Here is a 25,642-nt window from a genome sequence, read left to right on the forward strand (position 1 = left end):
TCCCCGGCCCCTTCCGTTAAAATGATCCCCGGCTCCCGCTATGCGAGTGTCCGCCGCCGGTCGTTCCTCCGCCTCCACCGCCACTGCTGCCGCCTCCGCCCCCACTGCTGCTGCTCTCGATCTTCGTTTTCGTTACCGTGGTACGGAGATAGTTGTCTTGCCGCCATATAACGCCGGAGTCACCTGAATCCTCGTAGGTACGATTGTTCACCGTGACCCTGCCACCGCTCCGGAACGCCATTATACCGACAACCACTCCCCCGATGACGAGTGCGATCACGAGTTGAATGGCGGTATTGAACAGGAGGTTATCCGGATTCACTCCCGGTCGGAACCCCATATACCGGTAGGATGTGCGTATGTATTCTGCGAAGGCGCCATGATAATCGCCTGCCGTTAGGAGCGGGGCAATCTTATTGCGAATCTTATCCAAACGGCTGTCATCCAGGTATTTCTCACCTTTATAGAAACCCGCCAAATATAAATCCCGGTTGCGCATATCCAACGTCAAAATCACGGCATTGCCATGGGCTTTGTCGTACCCCGGAGCTCGCTCGTCATAGAAATCCTCCGTCAACTTGACGACGTCCTCATCTTCGGGATTATCCGTCGTAAAGACGATAAAGTCCGTCTCCCGCTTCGGCCCATATTCATTAGCCAATGCGTTCAAATCCTCGATATATTCCGGATACAGGATATCGGCTTCGTCGTAAATCAGCTTCTTCTCGGTTGGTGTTTGTTCTGCCCAAGCCGTCAACGGAGTCAGCATCCATAACGCGACCAGCGTTAGCAACAAAAACGTGGTTACCCCTCGCTTGTTCATATGAAGCCGCCTCCCAACATCCAGGCCACGATTTTGAGCCCCAGGAAAGATACAGCCGAAACGCCGGCGAACCATGCCGCCATTTTCCCCTTGCTAAGCGGCGGTTTCCCTACCACTTTCCCCGTCTGCCCGTTCATCGCAAACGTGTATTGTTTCCCCTTGTAGTTGTAATAAACCATCCACACCGGAAGCAGCGTATAATCGGACTGCTTGACGGTCGTATCGATTTGCTTGTCGGAATAACTTACCGTAGCATATTCAGCAACAGTCGAAGATATATAGGATTCGATATAAGGCATGGTTTTCTCCCGAGCTCTCGGGGTGAGTTGCTCGCTGTTAAAGTTATACTTTTCGGCGATATAGCCTGCGAGATAAGGCGTCTTAAACGTCTTCAATTGATCGTAGGGAAAAGGCTCCAGCTTATCCATCAGTTGATCGTCCATTTTCGCCGAGGCATCGATCGGCAGCCGCACATAATTGAGACGGATTCTCCGGTAGAACTCGTAATAATCCGTTTCCGTGTATTGGTAATCGCCTCTCCGATAGCTTCTCACCTGGGTCCCTTGGCCGCGGACATCCACATTATGAAGTAAGTCGTACAACCAGAACGGCACGTACATCCCGGTGATGTTCTGGATGCGGTCCGCGGTCATGAAGCCGCGGGGCGTGAGCAGCCCTTTCCGACACCATTTCTTGAAGGCCGCCATCGCTTCTTCCTTGCTGATCGCAAAAGGGATCACCTGTTGCGGGGCCAGCTTTCCGGTCAGGCGATCGCTCAACACCACGGCGGAGCCGCAGAAGCTGCAGGTCGTCGCACTGGTCTCCGGTTCCGTCACGATCACCGCGCCGCAGCTTTCGCAGTGATACTCCCGGACCTCATCCTCCGCGAATACCTCCTGCTTTAACGGGTCGGGAATTTGCTCGATATTGTCTTTGCGGCCGCAGCTTGGGCAAGATAACATGCCCGTCGTACTATCGAAAGTCATGCCGCTGCCGCAGCTCGGACATTTGTATTCAATGACCGGCAAATCGTTCACCTCGATCCATCCGAATAAGAATTCAGGAATTTTGCTTGTTTATTTTCGCTTTAAGCGCCGCGAGTTCGTCCTCCGGAGTAGTTACCGTAAGAGTACCCGACTCCTCTCTGGCCGTGTTGTTGCCCTTCTCCAGCTCCGCGAAGATAGCATCCAGATCGTCTTCCCGCGTCCCAGCTCGCAGCTCGGCCAATGCCAGCGCTTCGTTCAGCGCTTGATCGGCCTTCGCCTCCAGCTCGCGAAGAGTCTCCTTTCCACCGGAAGCCTGTGTCCGGCTCAGCGTTTCGGCCTCCGCCAGTTTGCGCTTCAGCTCGGCTTGCCGCATCTCCAGCCCCTGCAGTTCGGAACCCAGCTTATCCTGCATCTGCTTCATTTTGGACGAATTGTCCGCGGCTTGCTCGTAGGCTGCCTGCAGTCCATTCAGCCGCTCCGCCAGCTTCGCCTTCCGCTCCAGAAACTTCAGCGCGGAAGACTCGTCTCCCGATTCCACCGCTTTCTCCGCATACCGCTGCAGCTTCCGAACCTCCTCGGCGCATTCATCCAGCGCGCGCTTCGCCCGGTCTTCCTCCACCTGTACCGCCGTCGCCTCCGCCTTCACTTGCCCTGCATCCAGCCTCAATTGGCGCATGTAGGCATCCACCGCCGCCGCCGGATCCGGTGAACTCTTCAATAATGCTGAGAGATTGGACCGCATCACGTCCCGAAACCTCGCTAAGATTCCCACTTCTCATCCCTCCTTCAGATCCGTTATTTACTTCATAATACATCAAATCCGATCCGTTGGTTTCAATGTCGGCGATGAAGGAATGGCAAAAATAAAAACGCCCCCAAAGGGGCGCATACACGGTTTATTGGTCAGAGTCTTCCTTTTTCTCGGAGTACGCGATCAGGTTGACCTTCTCCCCGAGGGTTTGCTCGATCTTCTCCTCGAGCCTCCGAATCTCCTGAACCAGCGACGCCCGGTCCTCCAAATCCGTGAATTCGTAATCTTGTTGCATAACGCTACACTCCTCCCTAGTTTTAAGATAACTTTGCGCGGAAAGGAGTCGTTATATGCAGCAGCGGGGCCATAAACTTTACTTCGCTGCCGCATGGTTATTCTTAAAAATCGGCACCATCCGCCGCTCCCCGTCCCGAAACACCGCCAGCTCCTTATATCCGAGCTTGACCATGTCGGCCAAGGCCGTATCGAGCAGGGTGCCGATATCGTCCGGAAAGTGAGCATCGGAGGATAACGTCAGCGGAACCCGGTAATGGGCCAATACCGACAGGAACAAAGGACTCGGGCAGCTCTCGGCGATGGGATAGCGGTAGGCGAGGCCGGTATTGATCTCCGTAGCGACGCCGCTACGGGCCATTTCCTTGGCGATGCTCCGGTAATACGGCAGCAGCTTCTTCTCATTAGCCGGCCGGAAGCCAAACACCTTCAGGTTGTCCGGATGGGCGATAATCTGGAACAACCCCGAGACGCTAGCCTGTCGCAGCAATTCGTAATAATCCGCGTAGGTTTGCACGGGATCCCGGCCGTCAAAGCCGGTCTTCGCCTCCGGATTGTCGAAACCCCAGCCTTCCAGAAAATGTACCGAGCCGATCACGTAATCCCAATCATAGCCGGACAAAATCTCACCCAATTCCGCTTCGCACCCGGGGAAGAAATCCGCCTCGATGCCGAGGGCCAAATCCGGCCGAGTCTTCTTCGCCTCCGTGACGAAGTTCACGAAATCCGCGATCGATGCCACGCATACTTGGTCCAACCAGGTCCGCTGCAGCTTGCCAACCCGACTGTCATCCAACAGCATATGTTTCTCGTAATACGGGCGGCATTCCCGGAACCGGTACAGATGATCGACGACGCCAAACTCCTGAATGCCGCGTTCGCGCCCCCGAATCAAGTAGCGATCCAACCATTCTTCGCTATAGGCTCCCTGCTCCATACGCCGAGACAACAGCTGTTTCATTTCTTCGGCATACTCGATCGTGTGATGCCCCAGCGCTGGATCCGGCCCCGGCTCGGTCGCAGCCAATCCTTGTAAGGTACGCGATAGCCAGCGCAAAGAATACGGGCCTTCTTCCAGATGAAAATGCATGTCAACCTTCACCCGCAAACTCCCTCCTTGTCTACTCCCATTTCACCATGGCCCCGGAAGGCTTGATCCCGAGATAATGGCACATCAGCGGAGCCAAATAGAGTTGGGACAATCCCTGATCGCCCTGGAGCTTCGGCGACGGAATCGGTAACTCGCCAAATACATACAGCGGAACGTTTCGCTCCTCTGGCTCGGTTCCTCCATGTTGTCCCGCCGCATTCATCCCGTGATCGGAGGTGACGATAATCTCATACCCTTGCGACCGCCACAGCGGCACAAGGGTAGCCAGCATCCCATCCACCGCGCGGACGGCGCCTTCGTACTGCTTGCTTTCCCCGCCGTGCTTATGCCCCATATCGTCGATGTTCATCGAGTGGATATAAAGGAAGCTCGGATCGTACGTCGTTCGCAAATGCTCCGCATCAAGGAACAGATGGCTATCCGGATAGTGGTCTTCAAAGTAAAAGATTCCGTGCTGAATCGGCTGGTTTTCCTCATGCTGATGCCGGTCGGTGACCGGATTAAACGGTGCCCGGTTATACAGTTCGCCGACCCAATGATACGCAGCGGCGGCCGTTCTTAGTCCCGCGGCTACGGCGAGATGGAACACGCTTTGCTCCCGGCTGAGCCGCGCAATGTGATTCGCCGTGATGCCGTTTCTCGCAACGGGCGTACCGGTCAACAGCACTTCGTAGAGCGGGCGCGACAAGCTCGGAAGTTGCGACTGCACTTGATAACAGGTAACCTCCCCCTGCTCCACGAGATGCTCCATGTACCCGAGATACTTGCGGGCAGCATCATATCTTAACCCGTCCAGTACTACCACGACGAGCTTCTTGGCTTCTGCTGATGACATTCGTTTCTCCCCCTTTAATTGGTGGCTTCCATCCATTGGATCCGATGACTGCGGAGCGTCTGCATCCACTCCTTTGGTGCGGCGGCGTCGCTGACAATGGCGTGAACCTGCCCAAGCGGCGCGATCTCCACGAAAGCTTCCTTGCCCAGCTTGGACGCATCGGCCAGCACGATCGTGCGGGACGCCGCTTCGATCATCCGGCGCGACATCCCCGTCTCGTCAACATCGTAATCGCTGATTCCGCGTTCCAAGGAGATCCCCCCGATGGAGATAAACGCCTTATCGACCCGAAACTGCGACAATATGCTTTCGCCGATCGTTCCCGACATCGACTGTTGCTCCGGATTTAATTCCCCGCCTACCACAAATATCTTCCCGGAAAACCTCCCGCCGTTCAGCGATTCCATCAAGTGATACGCCACGGCCAGCGAGTTCGTCAGGATCGTAAGCCGCTCCCGCCCGGCAATCGCCTTGGCCATCTCCAGTGTCGTCGTGCCGATATCGATGGCGATCGTATCGCCGGATTCGATCAGCTCGGCGGCAGCGCGGCCGATTCGCTCCTTCTCCTCCGCCTTGACCTTCTGACGCTGCAAATACGGCGGTTCGTAGCTGGTCAGCTTAGTCAGGACCGCGCCGCCGTACACTCTTTTGGCCAAACCTTCTTTCTCCAGCAGGATCAAGTCGCGGCGTACGGTCTCTTCCGATACGGTGAAGCGTTGCGAGAGCTCCGGTACCTTCACCTGTCCCTCCTGCTTCAACTGCTCCATGATGAATCGTTTGCGTTCCTCGGATGAAATGGACAACTTGCTTAGGCCCCTTCCTTCTCTAGCTGCAGCAATTGCGCGCGATCCAAAGCCAGGGCGACCTTGCGGTCCTCCTCCAACCGACGGCTTCGCCCGTCATTTAAGGCATCTACCGTCAGCCGGATGCCGGCGGCATCGATGGCGTAACGGATCACGTTGCCGAGGATCGACGCCGAATGAACGGTTCCTTCCACGATCGGTTTGCCCGCATGGATCAGGTCAATCTCTTGATCCTGTTCGCCGACCAGCGAAAGCGCCTCCGGCCGGATGGCATAACTCTCCCCGTCGCCGGGGACCGTGCCGAACAGCCGCATCGCTTCAGCCCGCGTCAGCACGTTGTAGCTGCCCATGAACCGCGCGACGAACTCGGTGACAGGCTTGCCGTACAATTCCTCCGGCGTCCCTTGTTGTACGATATTCCCTTGATTCATCAGGCAGACCCGGTCGGATAAAGTTAGCGCTTCTTCCTGATCATGCGTGACGAAGATCGTGGTCATGTTGAATTGCTTTTGAATCTCGCGGATTTCCGTCCGCAGGTTTTTGCGGATTTTCGCATCCAGCGCGCTCAGCGGCTCATCCAGCAGAAGCACCTTGGGCCGGACGGCAAGCGAACGGGCGAGCGCCACCCGCTGCTGCTGGCCTCCCGACAGTTGTGCGGGATAGGCTTCCCGCTTATCGGTCAAGTCAATGAGCTCCAAGAGTTCGTTGGATCTTTGGCGACGGGCTTCCTTGGTCATCCCGCGCATCCGCATCCCGTATTCGATATTCTCGCTGACCGTCAGATTCGGGAACAAAGCGTACGATTGGAACACCATGCCGATCTCTCGGCTGCGAGGGGGCAGGTTGACGATGTCCTTGTCATCCAGCCAAATCCGCCCTTCGTTGATCTCCGTCAGACCGGCAATGCAGCGCAGAAGCGTGCTTTTTCCACATCCGGATGGACCTAACAGCGTGACGAGTTCCCCCTCGCGAATGTCCAAATTCACCTGATTCAGCACCGTCGTCGTTCCGAATTGCTTACGGATCCCTTCCAGCTTCAGATATGGCTTCATTCTGAAATCCCCCTGTTTACTTTTTTGCCGAGTTTCATCAAGATCATGGACAACGCCAGGATAAACAAGAAATACGAAATCGCGATCGCGCTGGCCAAATGCCCGCTTTCATTCATGCGCCGGGACAAGTACACTTGGATGGTCTGAATATGTCCCCCAACCAGCATATTGGTCATGACGAATTCCCCGAATAGCACGGAAAAAGACAACAGCGTCGACGTCACCACGCCCGGCCAAATGTTCGGCAAAATCACGGTCACGAACGCTTTCATGCGGCCGGCACCCAGCATTTCCGCGGCATTCAGCAGCTCCGGCGCCGATACGGTCAACAGGCTGTTGCGGATGCCCTGGTACATATAAGGCAGCACGATGATGAAATACGCGCCGATCAAAATATAGGCGGTGCCCGAAATGTTGATTGGACCGGTGGAATATGTGCGGATCAACCCCACCGCAGCAACGACGCCGGGCACGGCATAAGGGAGCACGACGATCCCTTTCATGAAGCTCTCCAGCCGGGGCAAATAGACGGTGATGATGAATACGGCCGGCAGCATGACGGCCAGGCTAAGCACGATGCTGATCGCGCAAAGGTACAGCGATTTCCACAACGCGTCCAGAAAACGCGCATCCTGAAACATCCCGCCGAACCATTCCAGCGTCCAGCTCTCCGGCAAAATCGTGGCTTGCCACTCCTTCGCGAACGCGTAAATCATCGTCGCCAGCAGAGGAAGCAGCAAGTAAACCATCATCAGCAGCATCAGGGAACGCGGAGCCCAGCCCGCCTTCTTGCTTGGCGTCTGCATCACAATTCCTCCTTCAGCGCAGGCGACTTCAGCTTCGGCCATTTCCGCCGGCCGCGGACCTTCCGCTCCACCGAGCCGGGTTGGAACCGGTGCAAACGCTGGGTCATCTTATGGTTCAGGTACACCGCCAGCAGCGTCGACAGGCCTAGAATGACCGCCAGCGCATTCCCCAACTGCGGCTCGGTCACGACGTCGCCCGAGACCAAGTTCCCGATCCGCACGGCAAGCAAGTTGAAATTGCTGCCGACGAGGGCATAAGCCGTTGCGTAAGCGCCCATCGCATTGGCGAATAAAATCCCCAGCGTACCGAACACGGCCGGCATCAGCACCGGAATCCCGATCGTTCTCCAAAACTGCCAATGGCTCGCGCCCAGCAGGGACGCCGCTTCCTTCCACTGCTCCCGAATCCCGTAAAACGAAGGGTACAGCAGCAACAAAGCCAGGGGAACCTGAAAATACACATACACCAGGACCAGCCCCGACCAGCTATATAAGTTGAAACCGGCGAACACGTCCCAGCCCCACTGCTTAAAGAGCAAGGTAAAAACCCCGTTGCTGCCCAGAAGGATAATGTATGCGAAGGCGAGCGGCACGCCGGCGAAATTCGAGGTCATATTGGACACCATGATCAAACGGTCCCGCATCCTCGGCGCGAACCGAGTCACGGAGTAGGCGCACGCCAATCCGACGACGATCCCGATCACGCTCGAGAAGACCGAAATCAGCAAGCTGTTCTGAATGGCTTTAAGATAATAATCGCTTTGAAAAATTCGGGCGTAATACCCGAACGTCATACCGGCGCCGTCCTCCGGACGGACGCTTCCCGTTAACATCGACACGATCGGCACCAGCTGGAACAGGGCAACCATGACGACGAAAGGAAGCAGCCCAAGCAAATACCAGCGATTTTTCCGCTTCACGCCACATCCTCCTTATTGGAAAAAAGGGGCGCCCTCCGTCCAAGACGTCTGACGCACCGCTTCAAATGGTTGAACTCGGACTCGTGATTCGACCGATTAGTTCATATGAACAAGCACGCGCTCCTGCCACAGCTGCGGCAGCTTCTTCGTCGTTTCTTCCCAGGCCTTGTAGTCGCCGACCGGCTTCACGTTGGCATACGCTTCGGCGGGCAACAGCTTGGAGGCAACCTCCTCGGGAAGCTGCACGCTTTCGCGGATTGGACGGGCATAACCCTTCGCCAGGTTGATTTGGCCGGCATCGCTCAAGATGTACTCGCGCGCCAGCTTGGCTGCATGCGGATGCGGCGCGTATTTGTTGATGATCGTGGCGTAACCGCTGACCACGCTGCCTTCCTTCGGAATCGCCACGTTAAACTTCTCCGCGCCACCCAATTGATCGCGGTAGTTCAGGGCATTGAAGTCCCAGAACAAGGTCACTTGCACTTCGCCTTTCTCGATGTTCGCTAGCGAGGCTTCCGCACTGGACAAGCGGCCTTTTTTCGCCAAATCCTCAAAGTATGCGATCCCCGGCTCGATGTTCGTTTCGTCCCCGCCGTAAGCGATGGCGGCGGCCAAGACGGCCATTTGCGCTTGCGCGGCTTTGGTCACGTCGCCGACGATGATTTTATAGTCGCCGTTCTTCAGATCTTCCCAGCTTTGCGGCGGCTGTTGGACCAGCTCCGTGTTCGTGAAAAAGGCAATGGACCCTTGGTACCCTACGATCCAGTGGCCGTCCTTATCCTTGGCCCAACCCGGGATCTCGTCCCAATATGAGGTTTTGAACGGTTGGGTCACGCCCTTGTCGACTGCAACCGGACCAAACGCGATTCCCACGTCGCCGATGTCTGCGGTTGGTTTATCCTTCTCCGCTTCGAATTTGGCGATTTCATCGGCACTCGACATATCCGTATCCGTGTGGTCCAGCGAATACTTCGTTTTCAGATCCGCCCATGTATCTTTCCAGTTCGCCCACGTATCCGGCATGCCGACGCTCACGACGGAACCTTCCTCTTTCGCCTTCGCTTCCAGATCGGCCAGCGAGAGCTCCTCGGCCTGCGCCGCCTGGCTCGTGTCCGTTGCGGCCGCGTTGCCGCCGTTGCCTCCCGCACCACATGCCGCAAGCATCAATACAAACAAGGATAAAACCAGACCCAGCGTGAATTGCTTCTTTAACCCGAATTTCATGGTTTTCATGCACTCCCTGTGGATTATTGTGGGTTCGCTATGTATTTCTGTTGATTCCGACCCAAGTAGAGTATAGGTTTTGACTGTTTGCGCTGGATTAATGGAAATGGTGAAGTTTATTAAATCGGAGGCGGATGATTTGTTCGGATTTTCGCCCTTGTAAAGTGCGTTCCGGAAGGGATAAGATTACTTTGACATTTTTCGGCAGCAAGGAGGCGCAATGAAGAGGACACTCTTCCACATCTATGAAAGTCATTCATTTCTTCTTCCAGATTGCCCTGCTCACGGGGTTTTACGGTGCAGGGTTGTTGCTTCAGACGGTAAGCAAGGCACCGATTCCCGGGAGCATCTTCGGCCTCGTGCTGTTGTTCCTGGCTCTTAAACTGCGGATTGTTCCTGCGAGGTGGATGGAACAAGGGGCCGGATTTATGCAAAAGTTGATCCCGTTATTCCTGGTACCGGCCACGGTTGGCGTCATGGACTATTTCCAGGTGTTCACTGCGGGCGGACAATGGCTGATTCTAATCGTTGTGCTCAGCACGCTTTTAACCATGATATTGGCAGGGTTGACTACGCAATGGGTAGCCCAACGGACCTCGAAACCTCAAGAGGAGGCGATCCCATGCGTGAAATCCTTTACGAAGCAGGCATAGTGCTGGGCGTAGTCCTCTTATACCTCCTGATGAGCGGATTGTATCGCAAGTTGAAATGGGCCATTCTCGTTCCGGTCCTCACCTGTTCCGCACTCGTGATCGGCTTGTTGATGACGACGGGGACTTCCTACGGCGATTTCATGAGAGGCGGACGTTGGCTACAATACGGTCTTGGTCCCGCCGTCGTCGCGCTCGCCTACCCGATGTACAAAGAACTCGACGCGTTGCTCAGAGAATGGAGAGCGGTCCTCGCCGGCACGATCGTCGGCATTGCGGCTGGAATGATCAGCGGCATCGGATTTGCCCTATGGGCAGGGTATCCCCGTGAACTGATCGTGTCCATCTTGCCCAAATCGATTACAACACCGGTTGCGATGGAAATCTCCAGCAGCTTGGGAGGGAACGCATCCATTACCTCCGCCCTGGTGATGCTCGCGGGGCTTACGGGTGTCATTCTGGGCCCTATCGTCTTCAAATGCTTTGGGATTACTAACGACAACGGGAGGGGCATTGGCTTCGGGGCCGCCTCCCATGCGCTAGGCACGGGCAAAGCCGCGGAGTTCGGACCGACCGTCGTCTCGACCAGCACGGTGGCTCTGACCTTTAGCGCTGTGTTCGGCTCCGTGCTGGCGCCGTTGGTCGCTTGGCTCTTGTTGTGACCAGGGGAATAGCGGATGAGCCTCGCCTCGTCACTTCTTGTAGCCTCGTAGCCTCCTCCCTCTGCAGCTCCACGCATGCAAATAAGGCCCTTTTGGGGCCTTATTTTTGTTAATTTGGCTCTTTCGCCGAAAATAAGGGACTTTTATGGCCTTATCGATCCGGGCGCCGGCCAAAACCGCATCTTCCCGGCCTATCCATGCAAAATAAGGCCAAAAAAGTCCGCTATTTCGAGTCAACCGCCAATCGGGAGGAAAATAAGGCCCTTTTTTACCCTTATTTCCGTGCGTACAGATCGCTCCAACGAAGCATGCAGCATTCCTGTACGCTTTACTCAACCACGCTAACCAACACCGTTTCGGCCGCTTGCCGATCCTCATCGGATAGCCAGACTTTCACTGGGGGAGCCATCTCCCTCGTTTCCAACAAAGAAACGACTTCGGATCTGGATGCCTTCTGATAGTTGCTGATCACGGTATGTTGATGGGAACGGATGTGGCTGACGAAGAATTGCGTTGCGTCTGTGATTGGGAACCGAACCTCCTCGCCCTCCGCTTCTTCTGGAGCCGAAGTTCCCCTATGTTTCAGGTTCATCTGCACCGTCACTTCTTGTGTTCCCACAGCGGTCAAACTCCCAAACACATCGGCCCGAGCTTCATCCCAACCTGCCATCACCTCTTTATTCTCGTCGACAAAACCAACCCTTGTATTGGAGAATGGCAAAAGGCTGTCATAACCCAGCATTCTGGCGGAAGCGACTCCGGCTAAGCCAACCAGCATAAAGAGGACAATCAAGACCGTCAGGAGGCGATTCGTCGAAGAGGTTTTTTTTCGGAACCAACGATAGATCCCGATCCCGATCACCCCACCCAAAGTATTCAATAGAATATCGTCGATATCGCTGCTGCCCAAAGCCAGGACATATTGAATGATCTCAAGCAGGAGCGAGGTAACCAGCAGCCAGAGCGATTGCAGACGAATAGACCTTCCTTTCCCTGCATGGGCCGCCAAGATCCCCAAAGGGACGAACAACGCGATATTCCCCCCTACATTAAGCAATGCTCTTCCCATACCCATATTGGGGCTCGTGAAGAACTCTGCGATCGTATAAAAAGGAATCCAATTGATGCTTCTTATCGACCGCTCTCCCGCATGGTAGAAAATCGCCGCAAAAGGAACCGTCTTAAACAAAATCACCTGAAGCGTGAATAAACCATATGCGCTAAATAACAAGTAAAAGAGAGCCTGCAGCCAACGGCTTGTTCTGGCTTGGCTGAGGTTGATGCCCCGTCTTCGATCAAACTTTGAATCCATCCTGTAGATCCGCCTTCCTTGGTTCTTTTTTGAGGCCACCTTTCACAAGGTTCCGTACTATCGGAATTACGTTTGGATGGATTCATTAGTTAGCGCCTTTAGGCTTCTTAGGCAAAAAGAAAACAGCCGCCGGCACTTCAAGCCGACAGCTGTTCTTGATTCTTGCTTATTTCACTTCGCTCAGGCGCTCTTCCAGGCGATCCCACGTTTCGGTAATGCCTTGCAGCATGCCCATATCCATAACGGTTTTGAGCGATTCCGAAGAAACGTATTCCCCCCGGCTGACTAGCTTCGTTTGGCCGCCGCCCAGATCAATGAACTCCATTGTAATGACGGTGGCTGGCAACGAAGCGTTGACGTTCCCCTCGGCATCCGAGAAGTAATCGGTATAAACGAACCCGTCTGGCTCGTCAATTTCCTTGTATACGGCTTTGCCCCAGGATTCCGTTCCGTAAAAATCCCCCATCTGCGGGTCCATGCACTTCATACAGTAATGCCAGATGCCGCCTGGCCGGAAATCGACCGTGCACACCGTAACCTCAAATCCCCTCGGTCCCCACCAGTGTTTCAGATGCTCCGCTTCTTTAAACATGGAGAACACCAGCTCTTTCGGCGCGTTAAACACCCGTTCCAGTACCAGTACCGTTTCATTTTCCACGCGGTGAACCATCGTTTGATTCGACATCGACAAATCCTCCTCATTGGGATTAGAGATTTAGGTTTTATGATAACAATATACACTATTAAGAATATTCCTGTAAAGGAATATTTAAATTTATGTACAAACAAAGCAAGCAGTGAGACAATGATAAACGGCTTGTTAATAGAAAGAGATTTATAGAGAATGTTTGGGGGAAAAAGAGAATCCGATGGAATTTGACATCTTAGCGGCATCGTTGATTTTTGTGATTACTTTAACTTTTGTTATATGGCAGCCGAAGGGGCTGAATATTGGGTGGTCCGCCTGCGGTGGTGCGGTACTGGCCTTGCTGGCCGGCGTCGTCGGTTTCAGCGACGTAGGGGAAGTCGTACAAATCACGTGGAACGCCACCTTAACGTTTATCGCGATCATTATCATTTCGCTGATCTTGGACGAGATCGGCCTATTTGAATGGGCGGCGCTGCACATGGCCCGGGCCGCACAACGCAGCGGTATCCGCATGTTCGTTTACGTCAGTTTGCTGGGGGCGGTTGTTTCAGCATTTTTTGCCAATGATGGGGCGGCCTTGATCCTCACGCCGATTGTGCTGGCGATGGTCCGGCATTTAAATTTCGAGGAGAAAATGATCTTCCCGTTCATCATGGCGAGCGGGTTTATCGCGGACACCACCTCGCTGCCGCTGGTCGTGAGCAACCTGGTGAACATCGTATCGGCGGACTATTTCGGGATTGGCTTCGCGCAGTATGCCGCCCGGATGATTCTACCGAATCTGTTCTCGCTGGCGGCGACGATCGCCGTGCTGCTGCTTTATTTTCGCAAAAGCATCCCTCGTACCTATGACCCGTCCAAGCTTAAAGCACCGGCTGAGGCGATCAAAGACCCGCGCTTATTCCGCTTGTCCTGGGTGGTGATGGGGATCCTGCTGGTCGGATACCTGGTGAGCGAGTTTCTTCACCTCCCAGTGTCCTTGCTTGCCGATGCGGTAGCCCTGATCTTCTGGGGGATTGCCCGCCGGAGCCAAGCGGTCGACACGAAGGCCGTCATGAAAGGCGCTCCGTGGAACATCGTCGTTTTTTCGATCGGGATGTACGTCGTTGTGTATGGCCTCGGCAATGCCGGGCTGACCGATGTTTTGGCGGATCTCATCCAAGCGGCGGCGGATCAAGGCCTGTTCGTGTCCACGATGGCCATGGGCTATATCTCGGCGTTCCTGTCGTCGATCATGAACAACCTCCCGGCCGTCATGACCGGCGTGCTCGGCATCGCCGAAACCGCCACTTCCGGCACGGTCCGCGAATCGCTGATCTACGCCAATGTCATCGGCGCCGACCTCGGCCCGAAGATTACGCCGATCGGCTCGCTCGCCACCCTCGTCTGGCTCCACGTCCTCGCCAAGAAGGGCGTCCGCATCTCCTGGGGGACGTACTTCAAGGTCGGCATCGTGCTCACGATCCCGATTTTGTTTGCGACGTTGGTGGGGTTGTGGGTGGTTTTGAGGGTGTTTTAGGGAGGGGCTGTGGTAGGAAAGTGAAGTAACTGAGCTACTAATGGTAGCTTATGGGGTTGCGCTGGGGAAATGCTTGGGGTGATCCAAAGGAAGATCATCGGAAATAAATCTTGTTGTAGCGAGGTTTCCTATTGCGATGCCTTGCTTTACTCGGCCGGTCGTTGCCTTGGGTTCATGCCCCCCCCCCTCCGGCCCGCTCCCAATGAGAACTTCGATCAAGAATCCTACCCCCAATTTAAACCCGCATGGGTTCGCCTTCTTTTTACCAAAAGCATAGCAAAATTAGAGGCCAATTGGAGTCAGCGGTATTTCGCCCTCAATCCTCCCCTTTTAGCCTCTTCATAACGCAAACAAAAGAACCGCATTTACCGCCCTGGCTATCTTTTTGCGGCTGAACGGCTCTAGCTTTATCATGGACCAAAAGGCAGGTGAAGATTTAATCGTCGACATGTTCAATCATCATTATGAATTTCAGAAAACTTGCCCTAGTAATTCAATAACTTTGTTATAATACACAAAAAGATAATTAGTCTCCCCATAGTGAGAAAGTTGTGAAAATGCGAGGTATATCTATGATCCATAAGACATGGCTTATCCGCGGACTCTTACTACTTCTTCTGTTATCGCTTACTCTTCTGGTCTACCTTACTCAGCGAGAATTCTACAGCCCAATATCCGACCTCCATATTCAGCAACTGCAAGAAAAAGAGAATATCGAAATCCTGGACGTTAAGATGAATAATGAAGTGGACAAGCCGTTTGCTTATGTTTTTTACAAAAGAGGCGTTAAAATAGGGGCGTGTGCCGTTAGAGTAATTAATCAGAAGCTGGATTATGACATGGATCTCATGCTTAACGAGGATGACCGCAAGCCTGTTCAGGTGTTCGGCATTCAAACTGGTTATCCTTACCTCATGATTCGAATCCATGATGATCAGCTTCTTCAGGATGGCAGCTTTATTCAGGCTTCTTTCAATCAAGACAATTGGCATAGAATCAAAATGGATTCTTCAAGAAGGAACTATATTGTGCTAGGAGACTATGATGAGGCAGACCAAGGAAGGTTGTCGGTTCAAATCTATAATAAGAATAAAGAAGTGATATTCGAGTAAGTGACCTAGGTACAAATTTGGGGAGAGATACGTCAATTCATAAACGAAGGAACATAAGGAATCCATTCACATGATTCTAAATGTTCCTTCGGTTCTTTAAGCATGCGTCAATTGATTTCAGAACACGCATTCCGTGGCGATCGTCGGACGCTTAAGCAATTCCCAGCCGGTTTTGGTGCTGATAAAAGAGGCTAGCTCTAAGCCCATCCGGTAGTGCGTCTGATAGCCAGGATGATACCGTCCGCCCCATCCTTCCACCTCGGGATGAATCAATCCCAGATCCACCACAAATACTTTAGCGTTTCCGTTCTCATTGAAATGGGACACTACCTTATTCACGCTGGCCAGATAGTTGTTATTCATGGTTCCGACACAGCAAAAGACATAGGGGTCGTTATATTTCTCCAGGATCGCCCGGATGAATCCGATATAAGCCGTAATATACTCTTCATCATTAATGGGCGTAGAATAATCGTTTTGGCCCAAATTAATGACGACTCCTTCGGGAATATACAGGGAAAAGTCCCATGGCGCCGTCCCTTTGCCGAGCGTCCCGTAAAAATGTTCCGGCAAGCCTTGCTTGTTCCCTATCGCATCCTGCCAAGCGCCAATCCCGCAAATGGCCATCGTATGATATTCCGCGTTCAACATTCTGGCACTGATTCCGACATAGGACATGTATCCGTCGTCCAGGTCCGGAGCATCACCGACCTCATGCGGATGCCCGATTCCCGCTCCATCCGTGATGGAATCGCCAAAGTATTCAAGCCGGAGCGGTTTGGCCGTGGGTGGAGCAAGGAAGCTTCCGCCATCAGGCAAAGAAAAATGGTGAAACACAATACTTCCAGTCAGAATTCCCGTCCGCTTATGGATCTCTAAAGTGTGCTCGCCCTCCGGCAGCCCCTGTTCAATTACGTAGTTATGGATCCCCTTCTTCAGATTGATCCAATTCCGGGCGACGCCGTCCACTACGATTTCAACGTAATCCTGGCCGTCGGAATCCTCAGCCGTCATCGAGATGGCCGTACCACGGAAGGCAACAAAAACGGCGCTGTTGACCCATCCGCATTTCGGGTTTTCTTTCTTGGCAAGATCAAATCTCCCCATCAGTCTGGCATATTGGGTAAAGCTAAACTCCAAAGTAACTCCCCCTTTAGTTTTAGCATAGAATTATCGAATCCCCTTAACGTATTACCATTCAAAATAAAGTATACTTTATTATGTAATAAAACTATATTTATAGTATCATTTTATATTCGTTCGGTCAATTAAAAACCAGATATCCTGTTATATCATATACATATAACATGTATTCTAGATACAGATGCTTGAATATGCTGTAATATTAAAGTATACTTTTATTAAATTAACATCATGCCAAGAATCATTCAGGAGGCTGTAAAAGAGGAGAATTTTTGTGACCGAGCCAAAGTACGAAACGGTAAAACAAGCGCTGCAGCAACAGATTCAAGCCGGCAAACTACAACCCGGCGATAAACTGCCGCATGAAGAAGATCTTATGAAACAATTTAAGGTAAGCGGAATAACGATACGAAAAGCGCTGACGGAACTGGCCGACGAGGGCGTGATCACGCGGATCAAAAGAAAGGGCTCTTTTGTAAACGGAACTCAACCCGCGGACCATTCGAGCCATTTGATCGCGTTCATTTTATCGGCAGAAGACAACTTCGACGTATCGTATATGAAGATCATCAAAGGCGCGCAACAAGCGGCAGCCGAATTTAATTACTCCTTAATCGTGGAATGGAGTAACGAAAATTTGGCCGTCGAACAAGCATCCATTCAAAAAATGCTGGACCGGAAGGTCGACGGCTTTCTGATTTATCCGTTCGATCCGGTCCGAAGCAAGGATAACTATCAGCTCATCGAACAAAACAGCATCCCCTACCTGTTGGTAGACCGGTACAACGTGGATCATCCCAGCTATTTTTCCGGATGCGACAATTACGACGGGGCGATCCTGGCTACCCGGGAACTGATCCGCCTGAAGCACACCAAAATAAAATTCGCGAGCTACCACTTCTTCCTTCATTCCGAGCAGGAGCGATTCGCCGGCTATTGCAGCGCCATGCGTCAGGCTGGGCTAACGGTAACCGACGAAGATTTATTGACCCGCATTGATTATGATGGACTGGCCGACAGTATTTTGAAGCGGGAGGTTACCGCTTTGTTTTGCTCCAATGACAAGATTGCCATTGAGATCATCGGACAACTGACCGGCCGCGGCCTCAAAATCCCGCAGGATGTTTCCATTATCGGATTCGACGATTGGGACCATTCCAGCAACCTGTCCATCGGGTTGTCTACCGTCCGGCAAAACTTCGAAGAAATCGGCAGAAACGCCGCAAATTTACTGAACCAGGTTATTCGAGGCAAAACTCATAGCAGCAACACGAAGATATTGTCAGGTGTCACTCTGGTGATCCGGGAGTCTACCAGCGAGAACCCTTACGCATAATGCTTAACTCAAATAGATCCTTGAAAGGAAGTCATGCGATATGAAATTCGACTTTTTGAACTTGAGCCTTCGACACGGGCTCTTCCATCAAGAGCAGGATGGAATCTCCTGTTTTCTTCCCGGTAGCGCGATAACCGTGCGATTTCAAGGACGGGAAATTACCGCCGAAATTGAGGATGTCAACGGAGAGGGAAAAAGCTGGGTTAACGTCTATATCGACGATCTCCCGGTTCGGGTGATGAGAATAGATCCGGATAACCGACTGTACCAGCTTGCGGACGACCTGGAGGACATACCTCATACCTTAACGCTGCAGAAACGTACGGAGGCGGCATTCGGCAGCATCAAATTTACCGATTTGACAACAGAGAAAGGAACTTTTCTGAGCCCACCGGCCCCTCTCCCCCACCGGATGCTCATCATCGGCGATTCGATCACGTGCGGTTTCGGCAACGAGGCACAGATTCCCTGCGATTGCGATGCTTCGCGCGAAAATATCGCGCTTGCTTACAGCTCGCTGACCGGTCAACTATTGAATGCCGAAACTTTAATCGTCGGCGCTTCCGGTACGGGCTGCTACCAGAATTTCGGCGGTGCCAAAGAAGGCCGCATGTCGGATTATTTTATGGAAACCATCTGTCCTTATCTCGATCAAGAAGCCATGGATCCCTTTGATCCGGAAATGATCGTCGTTAATCTCGGGACCAACGATTGGTCGGCACCTATCGAGCCTTCGGATTACATCGAACAATATCGCAAACTGGTCGGTTTTATTCGGGGCAGATATCACTCTGCTCCATTGTTCTGCGCCATCGGTCCGATGACCCTTGGTCCAAGTCCCTATTTGAAGGCGCTTGTAGAAAGTCTCAACGAAGAAGGCGACGAGAATATTCACTTCGTGGAGTTTCCGTTGATCAAACGGCCGGAAGACGGTATGGGAGGCTGCGGGCATCCTTCCGTCAAGAAGCATCGGCAGATGGCCGAACAGTTAGCCGGAACAATCAATGAGATTTGTTCCTTGCCTCGTCCAAATTCCCGCAGATAGTAGCAACATCAACAATCGGCAAAAAGGGACTCTTTGAAAAAAGACAGCCGCTCTCATTAGGTTCATAGGAGGGGGCTGTCTCTTTTTCCTCTTGATCTTGAGTCCACATATCGAAGATGTACAAATTACTTCGGCCTAACGGCCACTTTAAACTCGTAACTTCCCGAACCAAGAACAACAACCAAATCATGAATATCCTTCCTTAATTGGAGTGAATCAGATAGAGGCTCCCCGTCGGAACGAGGCCAGAGGATCTGATTGTTTCTTTGCTCGGAAATCGAAGATAAAAGGGCATCCTGACTTTGTAATGGAAAATACACTTCTGCGCTGCAATTGGGTGGTATCTGAATCTCGCATTCCCAGGTTACGCTATTTTCCTTGGACCAACGTACTGCATACGGCCCGCGAATCGTATGAGTCGTAGCAGACGCATGGCTCAGGCCCCCTGCGCGAAACGGCTTGAAGACAGCTTGCCCGAAGGCAATAGCTTCAGGATGCGGAGAGATCCCGGCCACATGCTTGTAGAACCAGGCGCTAACGCTACCGAACATCGGGTGATTATGGGAATCGTGTCCGTCCCAGGATTCCCACAGCGTAGTAGCGCCATTGTTGATCATATACCCGTAACCGGGACATTCTTTTGATAACACCATTTCTAAAGCTAACTCCGTCTCTCCCCGTTCACTGAGCAGGTCGAACAAAAAGGAAGTGCCGAATATGCCGGTGTCTAGGTGCCCGCTCAGGTGATCCCGATAATGCCGCAATACTCGCTGCCATACTTGATCGGCATAGCCGTCGGGGACGCAGCCTAGAACGAACGGAAACAAATCCGCGCCTTGCCGTCCGATGGAATAACTAGCCGTTTCAGGACTGAAAAACGCCTCGTTAAACGATTCGCACACGAGACGATACAGCTCCGCAAACCGCTTGCGATCCTCTTCATAACCGAGGACCCCGGCAACCTTGGACATCATGCCTGCCGTATAGGCATAATAGAAGGTGCTCACCAGTTCGGGAGGAAGTTCGTTCTCTCCCGGGACGCCCCAGTCCCCCAAAAACCAACTGCCCGGCTCTTCGAATTCAACCAGATGACCTCCCCGATTACGAGTACCCAAATAATCAATCCAGCTTCTCATGCCTTCATAATGTTCGGCCAACAGTCGCCGATCCCCATATATTCGGTACATGATCCACGGTATGATCACATAAGCGGAACCCCAGGCAACCCCGCCTCCGCCCCCATTGAACGGGGCCGTGTGCGGGACAAAACCCGTGCTTTTATTCTGAGAATCGCCAATATCGCTGATCCACTTGGCATAGAAAGCAGCCATATCAAAATTGTAAACCGCCGCTTGGGCGGCTACATGGCCATCCCCTGTGTATCCAAGCCGCTCGCGATGCGGACAATCGCTAGGCACGCCGCCGTGCAGATTGGTCAGCTGTGACCAATGATAAGCATCTTGCACCTGATTCAGCAACGGTTCAGAGCAGGTGAACTGACCGATGTGCTCGACAGACGCATGCACGACAACGCCTTCGAGATCCGATAAATCCGGTACACCGGGATATCCGGATATCTCCACGTAACGAAAGCCATGCCAAACGAATCGAGGCTCATATTGCTCCGTTCCTTGTCCGTTCATAATGTAGGTATCGGCCTGTATTTGTCCGTCGCCTCCGCAGCTCCCCATATCAAGTGCACCGTCAGCCCCATGGTTTTCAGCAAATCTCATCGTGATCCGCTGCCCGGCGTTTCCTTGCATGCGAATGCGTACCCATCCCGAGATGTTTTGACCGAAATCAAATACATATACATTAGGCTGTACTTCGACGCGGGAGACAGGGGCGATCGTACCGATTTTTTGATCCGGGGGAGACAATTGAGCCATCAACTGCCCGATCGGCGAACGAACCAAGCGGGCAGGGTCCCACGAAGAATCATCGAAGCTGTTTCCCGTCCAACCAGGCTGTTCAAGCCGAGCATCATAGATCTCTCCATAGAAGACGTTATTGAACACAATCGGCCCGAAGCTGCATTTCCAACTATTGTCGGTCCGAATGCAGTCCACTGCACCATCCTCATACGTGATGACCAGCTGCAAAATCAACTTGGGAGCGCCATACCTCATGTTTCCTTCAACGGTTCTCTCCGTCTGGTTGTAGAACCCGTTCCCCAGCATGACGCCAATCGTATTTTCTCCCTGCCGAAGATGGCCGGTCAAGGAATGCTGAATATAATGGACCCGTTTGGAAGTTTGATCATCGAAAGGATACAGCAAACCTTCGATATGCCGGTCGTCATAATTCGTCCAATTGGGGACAAGGACATGCTCCCCTATCGGATTGCCATTCAGATAAAGCTCAAAATAGCCAAGGCCGGATATAGCCAGAACAGCGTGCTTCACCGTCTTCTCAATTGGAAAAGTTTTTCTAAATAACGGAGCCGCGAACGTCTCGTCGGCCCCGATCCACTGAGCGGTCCATTCATCCGGGCTAAGAATCCCCATTTCAAAAAAAGCAACCGCGTCAGCCTCGTATTGCCCTCCATCTTGATCCCAGCATCTGACGGTCCAGTAACAGCGTTGTCCGCTGACCAGCGGCTTGCCTGCATAGGCAATGTGATAGGTATCCACGGATTCGACTTTGCCGGAGTCCCATAATTCCCCGATCCCGGTAAGCACGTGTCTTTCCTCTTCCGACACGATAATCTGATAGGCCATCTGTCTTCGGTTGCGTTTAGAGGCGCTGATCTCCCAACTAAAGCGTGGCCATTTTGTTTGCACACCAACGGGGTTGTTCGTATACTCACACCGCAGGCGATCAATTTTGTCCATGGCACTGCTCCCTTTCCAGATAAGTAAGCGGTTTCATATTGATTATGCAATGGGGCTGCCGGAAGGCAGCCCCTGATACTCCACTTAATTCTTCGCCAAGAAAGCGTCGACCTGCTTCTGCAGTTCATTCTGGATTTTCCCCAGCACCGCTTCGCCCTCCTCTTTAAACTTGGCGAAGTATTCGTCCGGATCAAGCGCGCCGTTAAACAAACCGTTATAATATTTCGCTTGAATGGTCGAAAACTGGGCCACTTCGTTCTTCACAGGAGTCGGATCGAAAGTAAATCCGGTTAGGACGTCCTTGGTGAAATTGTCGGCCTGAGTAATAAATTGATTGTACTTCAAATTCTCATCGTCCGTGCCGGCCCACTCCCGCTCTAACGTCGGGTTCAGCATGAGCTGAAACGAAACAATACCGCCATCATTGTTCAAAGTTTCGTATTGATGCTCGCCGACGGCTTTCCAGTTCACGCCTTCAATGCCGCGCTCCAACAGGTCGTAATTCTCCTGCCGATTCGCCCAGTCCAGAAACATCATCGCACGGTCCTTATGCTTACTTGTCTTTACAATACAGATGAAGTTATCCATCTTAAAATTGGATATGTTCTTCCCCGGAGTGAGGTCAAACAGGCGAACCGCTTCCAACTCGCCGTTGGGCACGACCTGCTTCAACTGGTCATTGAACGATTCGGGAACACCAAAGACCATTTGGGGCGTAGCCGCGACTTTGTTCTGGAGCTGCATTTCCATCGGGCCGCTTTTATTTGTCAAGACATCCTGCGACATAACCTTGTCAACGAACAACTTGCGGACATCCTGGATATTGGACCAAATCTTTGGTTCCTTGGTTTCAAAGAAATTGTAGACTTTCCCATCGTTACCCTTGTAATACAACATCAAGCTGGCACCTGCAAAATTCGTCGGGCGAATATTCACGCTGGTATCGTCCCGAATCAGCCAGTTCACCCAGCTGTAGGTGACGTCGTCCGCACCTGCGAGCAACGGCGTGATATCGGGCATATTGTCGCGAACGGCGTAGAGATAAGCTTTCAGATCCTCATACGTCTTCACGGGCGGCAGGTTTAATTGCTCTCGTAAGTCTTTTCGGATGAAGACCGATCTTTGCTGGGTGTAGGCGCTGCCTAAGGGGACGCCGTAGATTTTGTCGTTGATTTTGTTCGCATCCCACATTTGCTGCGGTCTCGTCTTTAGTACATTCGGGCCGTATTCGTCCAGAAGTCCGCTCAATTCCTCGTAAAATCCCTGAGAAGCCATCGTGTCCAGATGCAGCCAGGGAGCATCGAAGATCAGATCCACGCTCTCTCCCGAAGCCAACATGACGTTGGTCTTCTGGCTAAGATCGGCGAAATCGATGACTGTAAATTTAACCTGTGTGTTTAACTCGGCTTTTAACCGTTTGTTGACTTCCGTCAGCACCTCATCAAAGTTGGCTCCCTTCGCCCCCGGAACGACAACCTCCAGAGTGACCGGGTCAAGGGATGAAGCGTTGGTTCCCCCTGAACTTTCCGGTGCGGATGCGTTCCCGCCGGATCCGGAACACCCGGATAAAGCGAGGGCTAGTCCGAGCAGCGCCGTCCCCCAAAATTTGCGTTTTGCAGCCATATAAATAACTCCCTTCTAACTTATCTTATATTTTCGCAGGCAAGCCCACTAGCCTTTTACCGAGCCGAGGGTCAAGCCTTTGACGAAATATTTCTGGACCATCGGATACACCAAAATAATCGGGCCGATCGTCAGGCAAACGGTAGCCAGCTTGACCCCCTCTGCCGGCGGCAGCGTCAGTACATTGCCGTGGTTCAGCGACGAAAGCTGCATCTGCGACATGAGCTGCCGCAGAAGCAACTGAAGCGGATACATATCGCTGTTATCAATGAACAAAAGCGACAGCCACCAATCGTTCCAATATTGCAGGGCGTAGAATAAGCTGATCGTCGCAATCACCGGCGTTGAGATCGGCCGGATAATTTTGAAGAAGATCGTCCACTCTCCCGCACCGTCGATGGTAGCCGATTCGTTCAACTCATAAGGCAACGAGCGATAGAACGAGACCAAGATAAACGCAAAGAACGGATTCATGACATAGGGAAGCACTAGCGCCCACAGCGTATCTTTCAGGTGCAGCCACTGAACGACCAGAAGATAGAAGCCGACGAGCCCTGAGCCGAATACCATCGGCACGTAGGTCATGAACGAGAGAAATCCGCCATACCGGTTCTTCGGATGGGCCAGAACGTAAGCATAAAGCATGGTGACGACGAGGCCAATCACCGTTCCGATCGCCGTCACGGTAAACGTGATGCCATAACTGGTGAACATTTGCTTGCCTTGAAGCAGGAAACGATAGGATTCCAAAGTGAACTCGTTCGGCCATACGGCGTATCCGTTCAGAGCCAAGCTTCGGGTGCTGGCGAACGAATTAACGACCATCAGCCAGAAGGGGAACAAACAAACCAGTGCAAATAGGGTCAAAAACAACCCAAACAGTCCTAACGCAATTTTGTCGGAGATACCGCTTATCCGCCGGACTTGGGCGGACCGGACCAAAGCAACCGGGCGATTCATATGAAGTTCACCTCCCTCAAAATCGAGAATAAAAGTCTGTGCTCAAAAAAACTAAAATAACCTGGAGTCCTTATCGATCTTCCGGATAAGCGCATTAAACGAAACAACAGCGATAAGTCCCATGATAGACTGATAAAATACGACGGCCGACGACATGCTGAAATTGCCAAGCTGCCTTAGCGCCCGATAAGAATAAGTATCGATGACATCCGTCGTAGGGAATAGAATGCCGTTGTCCCCGATAATCCCGTAGATCATGCCGAAATCCCCGTAGAAAATCCGTCCGACTCCCAAAAGGACAAGGATGATGATTTGCGGCTTCAGCAAGGGCAGCGTAATGTACCTCATCTGCTGCATCCGGGTAGCTCCGTCCAGCCGGGCACTCTCATAATAATCGGCCGAGAAACCGGTAATGGCCGCAATCAGAATAATGGAGTAGTACCCGGCGCTTTTCCAAATTCGAGTTAAAGTCAAAATGATCGGCCACACCCACGGGGTTTGGTACCAGTCGACGGGTTGAAGCCCACCGGCACTAAGAATGCGGTTAAATAGACCATCCGTATTGTTAAAAAGAATGAATGTCATATAACCTACGACGACCCATGAGATAAAATAAGGCAGAAAAACAACGGATTGGATCGTACGTTTAAACCATCTCAAGCGAATCTCATTCAAGAAGAGCGCGATGAGCATTGCAAAGACCATCTCGCAAATAATGAACAACGCATTCAAATACAACGTATTGACCGTAACTTGGATCCAATCCCGATTGGAGAAAAAAAAGCGGAAGTTGTCCAGCCCCACCCAATCGCTGCCCCATATGCCTTTGCTGATCTGAAAGTCCTTGAACGCCAGCAGATGTCCAGCCAGAGGAATATAGGAGAAAACGACGAGAAAGACGAGGCCCGGTATCGCCATCGTATACAAGTTCCGGTTCTTCACAAGCTCCTTCAACATGCTCAATTGGTAGTATCACTCCATTCTAGCTGGTCTGTCCGATGTGGCCATATCCTGACAGTGTTAATTATGAGCGGAGGGGAGTTCCAAAGCATAGTCCTCATTGCGTCACAAAGGGTGTTGAATTTAAGTATCGTACGGTCATTCGGCTTCGTGAATCATCTTAATTCGTACTGTGTCAAAATGAGGACTTCACACGGAAGTCGGGTTACGGCTATGATGAAGGAACAGTTAA

At 52.4% G+C, this 25,642-nt stretch carries 24 protein-coding genes; 6 read left to right on the forward strand and 18 right to left on the reverse strand.

The annotated features are described in order from the left end of the window. Positions 1-16: 16 nt before the first annotated feature. The 11 genes from IM700_RS08365 to IM700_RS08415 form a co-directional block, all read right to left on the reverse strand. A complete protein-coding gene (locus IM700_RS08365) occupies positions 17-823 on the reverse strand; it encodes a TPM domain-containing protein (RefSeq protein ID WP_193417172.1) in 807 nt (268 codons plus the stop codon). Continuing rightward, positions 820-1,851: a TFIIB-type zinc ribbon-containing protein gene (locus IM700_RS08370; protein ID WP_193417309.1), complete on the reverse strand. Its 1,032-nt coding sequence runs from the start codon at positions 1,849-1,851 to the stop codon at positions 820-822. The genes IM700_RS08365 and IM700_RS08370 overlap by 4 nt, the downstream gene beginning before the upstream one ends. A 31-nt stretch (positions 1,852-1,882) precedes the next feature. Continuing rightward, a complete protein-coding gene (locus IM700_RS08375; protein ID WP_193417173.1) occupies positions 1,883-2,581 on the reverse strand; it encodes a PspA/IM30 family protein in 699 nt (232 codons plus the stop codon). Positions 2,582-2,705: 124 nt separating this feature from the next. Further along, a complete protein-coding gene (locus IM700_RS08380; protein ID WP_193417174.1) occupies positions 2,706-2,855 on the reverse strand; it encodes a hypothetical protein in 150 nt (49 codons plus the stop codon). 78 nt (positions 2,856-2,933) lie between these two features. Beyond that, a complete protein-coding gene (locus IM700_RS08385) occupies positions 2,934-3,956 on the reverse strand; it encodes a PHP domain-containing protein (RefSeq protein WP_193417175.1) in 1,023 nt (340 codons plus the stop codon). 19 nt (positions 3,957-3,975) lie between these two features. Beyond that, on the reverse strand, positions 3,976-4,800 hold the full coding sequence (locus IM700_RS08390; RefSeq protein WP_193417176.1) for an alkaline phosphatase family protein: 825 nt from the start codon (positions 4,798-4,800) through the stop codon (positions 3,976-3,978). A 14-nt stretch (positions 4,801-4,814) separates the two neighbouring features. Continuing rightward, positions 4,815-5,603, reverse strand: a complete 789-nt coding sequence (locus IM700_RS08395; protein ID WP_193417177.1) for a DeoR/GlpR family DNA-binding transcription regulator — start codon at positions 5,601-5,603, stop codon at positions 4,815-4,817. A 5-nt stretch (positions 5,604-5,608) separates the two neighbouring features. Then, positions 5,609-6,655, reverse strand: a complete 1,047-nt coding sequence (locus IM700_RS08400; RefSeq protein ID WP_193417178.1) for an ABC transporter ATP-binding protein — start codon at positions 6,653-6,655, stop codon at positions 5,609-5,611. Further along, positions 6,652-7,461 (reverse strand): ABC transporter permease, encoded by an 810-nt coding sequence (locus IM700_RS08405; protein ID WP_193417179.1) that lies wholly within the window; start codon positions 7,459-7,461, stop codon positions 6,652-6,654. The genes IM700_RS08400 and IM700_RS08405 overlap by 4 nt, the downstream gene beginning before the upstream one ends. After that, on the reverse strand, positions 7,461-8,381 hold the full coding sequence (locus tag IM700_RS08410; RefSeq protein WP_193417180.1) for an ABC transporter permease subunit: 921 nt from the start codon (positions 8,379-8,381) through the stop codon (positions 7,461-7,463). The genes IM700_RS08405 and IM700_RS08410 overlap by 1 nt, the downstream gene beginning before the upstream one ends. Before the next feature lie 96 nt (positions 8,382-8,477). Beyond that, positions 8,478-9,605, reverse strand: a complete 1,128-nt coding sequence (locus IM700_RS08415; RefSeq protein WP_193417181.1) for an ABC transporter substrate-binding protein — start codon at positions 9,603-9,605, stop codon at positions 8,478-8,480. Positions 9,606-9,850: 245 nt separating this feature from the next. On the opposite strand from IM700_RS08415, the gene IM700_RS08420 reads away from it, so the two are divergent. Then, the gene (locus IM700_RS08420) at positions 9,851-10,258 is read left to right on the forward strand and encodes a CidA/LrgA family protein (protein WP_155606878.1); all 408 of its coding nucleotides are present in this window, start codon (positions 9,851-9,853) and stop codon (positions 10,256-10,258) included. Further along, positions 10,228-10,917, forward strand: coding sequence for an LrgB family protein (locus tag IM700_RS08425; RefSeq protein WP_193417182.1), 690 nt, complete (start codon positions 10,228-10,230; stop codon positions 10,915-10,917). Before IM700_RS08420 ends, IM700_RS08425 begins: the two co-directional genes overlap by 31 nt. A gap of 328 nt (positions 10,918-11,245) precedes the next feature. Here the strand turns inward: IM700_RS08425 and IM700_RS08430 are convergent, their stop codons facing one another. Both IM700_RS08430 and IM700_RS08435 read right to left on the reverse strand, forming a co-directional pair. Further along, the gene (locus tag IM700_RS08430; protein WP_193417183.1) at positions 11,246-12,229 is read right to left on the reverse strand and encodes a VanZ family protein; all 984 of its coding nucleotides are present in this window, start codon (positions 12,227-12,229) and stop codon (positions 11,246-11,248) included. A gap of 166 nt (positions 12,230-12,395) precedes the next feature. After that, complete coding sequence (locus IM700_RS08435; protein ID WP_193417184.1) at positions 12,396-12,914, reverse strand: SRPBCC domain-containing protein; 519 nt, start codon at positions 12,912-12,914, stop codon at positions 12,396-12,398. A gap of 184 nt (positions 12,915-13,098) precedes the next feature. Here IM700_RS08435 and IM700_RS08440 point away from each other — a divergent pair, with 184 nt between their 5' ends. Continuing rightward, entirely contained in the window at positions 13,099-14,397 is a 1,299-nt protein-coding gene (locus IM700_RS08440; protein ID WP_239483713.1) for an arsenic transporter, read from the forward strand. Between the two features lie 572 nt (positions 14,398-14,969). Next, on the forward strand, positions 14,970-15,509 hold the full coding sequence (locus tag IM700_RS08445; protein WP_193417185.1) for a hypothetical protein: 540 nt from the start codon (positions 14,970-14,972) through the stop codon (positions 15,507-15,509). 117 nt (positions 15,510-15,626) lie between these two features. Here the strand turns inward: IM700_RS08445 and IM700_RS08450 are convergent, their stop codons facing one another. Further along, a complete protein-coding gene (locus IM700_RS08450) occupies positions 15,627-16,649 on the reverse strand; it encodes an SGNH/GDSL hydrolase family protein (protein ID WP_239483714.1) in 1,023 nt (340 codons plus the stop codon). Between the two features lie 277 nt (positions 16,650-16,926). Here IM700_RS08450 and IM700_RS08455 point away from each other — a divergent pair, with 277 nt between their 5' ends. After that, positions 16,927-17,988: a substrate-binding domain-containing protein gene (locus IM700_RS08455; protein WP_193417186.1), complete on the forward strand. Its 1,062-nt coding sequence runs from the start codon at positions 16,927-16,929 to the stop codon at positions 17,986-17,988. 40 nt (positions 17,989-18,028) lie between these two features. Further along, complete coding sequence (locus tag IM700_RS08460; protein ID WP_193417187.1) at positions 18,029-19,033, forward strand: SGNH/GDSL hydrolase family protein; 1,005 nt, start codon at positions 18,029-18,031, stop codon at positions 19,031-19,033. 125 nt (positions 19,034-19,158) lie between these two features. Here the strand turns inward: IM700_RS08460 and IM700_RS08465 are convergent, their stop codons facing one another. From IM700_RS08465 to IM700_RS08480, 4 genes are all read right to left on the reverse strand, one after another. Beyond that, positions 19,159-21,867, reverse strand: coding sequence for an alpha-L-rhamnosidase (locus IM700_RS08465; protein ID WP_193417188.1), 2,709 nt, complete (start codon positions 21,865-21,867; stop codon positions 19,159-19,161). A gap of 84 nt (positions 21,868-21,951) precedes the next feature. Then, a complete protein-coding gene (locus IM700_RS08470) occupies positions 21,952-23,490 on the reverse strand; it encodes an extracellular solute-binding protein (protein ID WP_193417189.1) in 1,539 nt (512 codons plus the stop codon). 48 nt (positions 23,491-23,538) lie between these two features. Further along, positions 23,539-24,450 (reverse strand): carbohydrate ABC transporter permease, encoded by a 912-nt coding sequence (locus IM700_RS08475; RefSeq protein ID WP_193417190.1) that lies wholly within the window; start codon positions 24,448-24,450, stop codon positions 23,539-23,541. A gap of 51 nt (positions 24,451-24,501) precedes the next feature. Then, on the reverse strand, positions 24,502-25,407 hold the full coding sequence (locus IM700_RS08480; protein ID WP_336244889.1) for an ABC transporter permease: 906 nt from the start codon (positions 25,405-25,407) through the stop codon (positions 24,502-24,504). Positions 25,408-25,642 lie beyond the last annotated feature (235 nt).

Origin of the sequence: Paenibacillus rhizolycopersici (assembly GCF_014947195.2) — a bacterium.
In the GTDB taxonomy this organism is placed as follows: Bacteria; Bacillota; Bacilli; order Paenibacillales; family Paenibacillaceae; genus Fontibacillus; species Fontibacillus rhizolycopersici.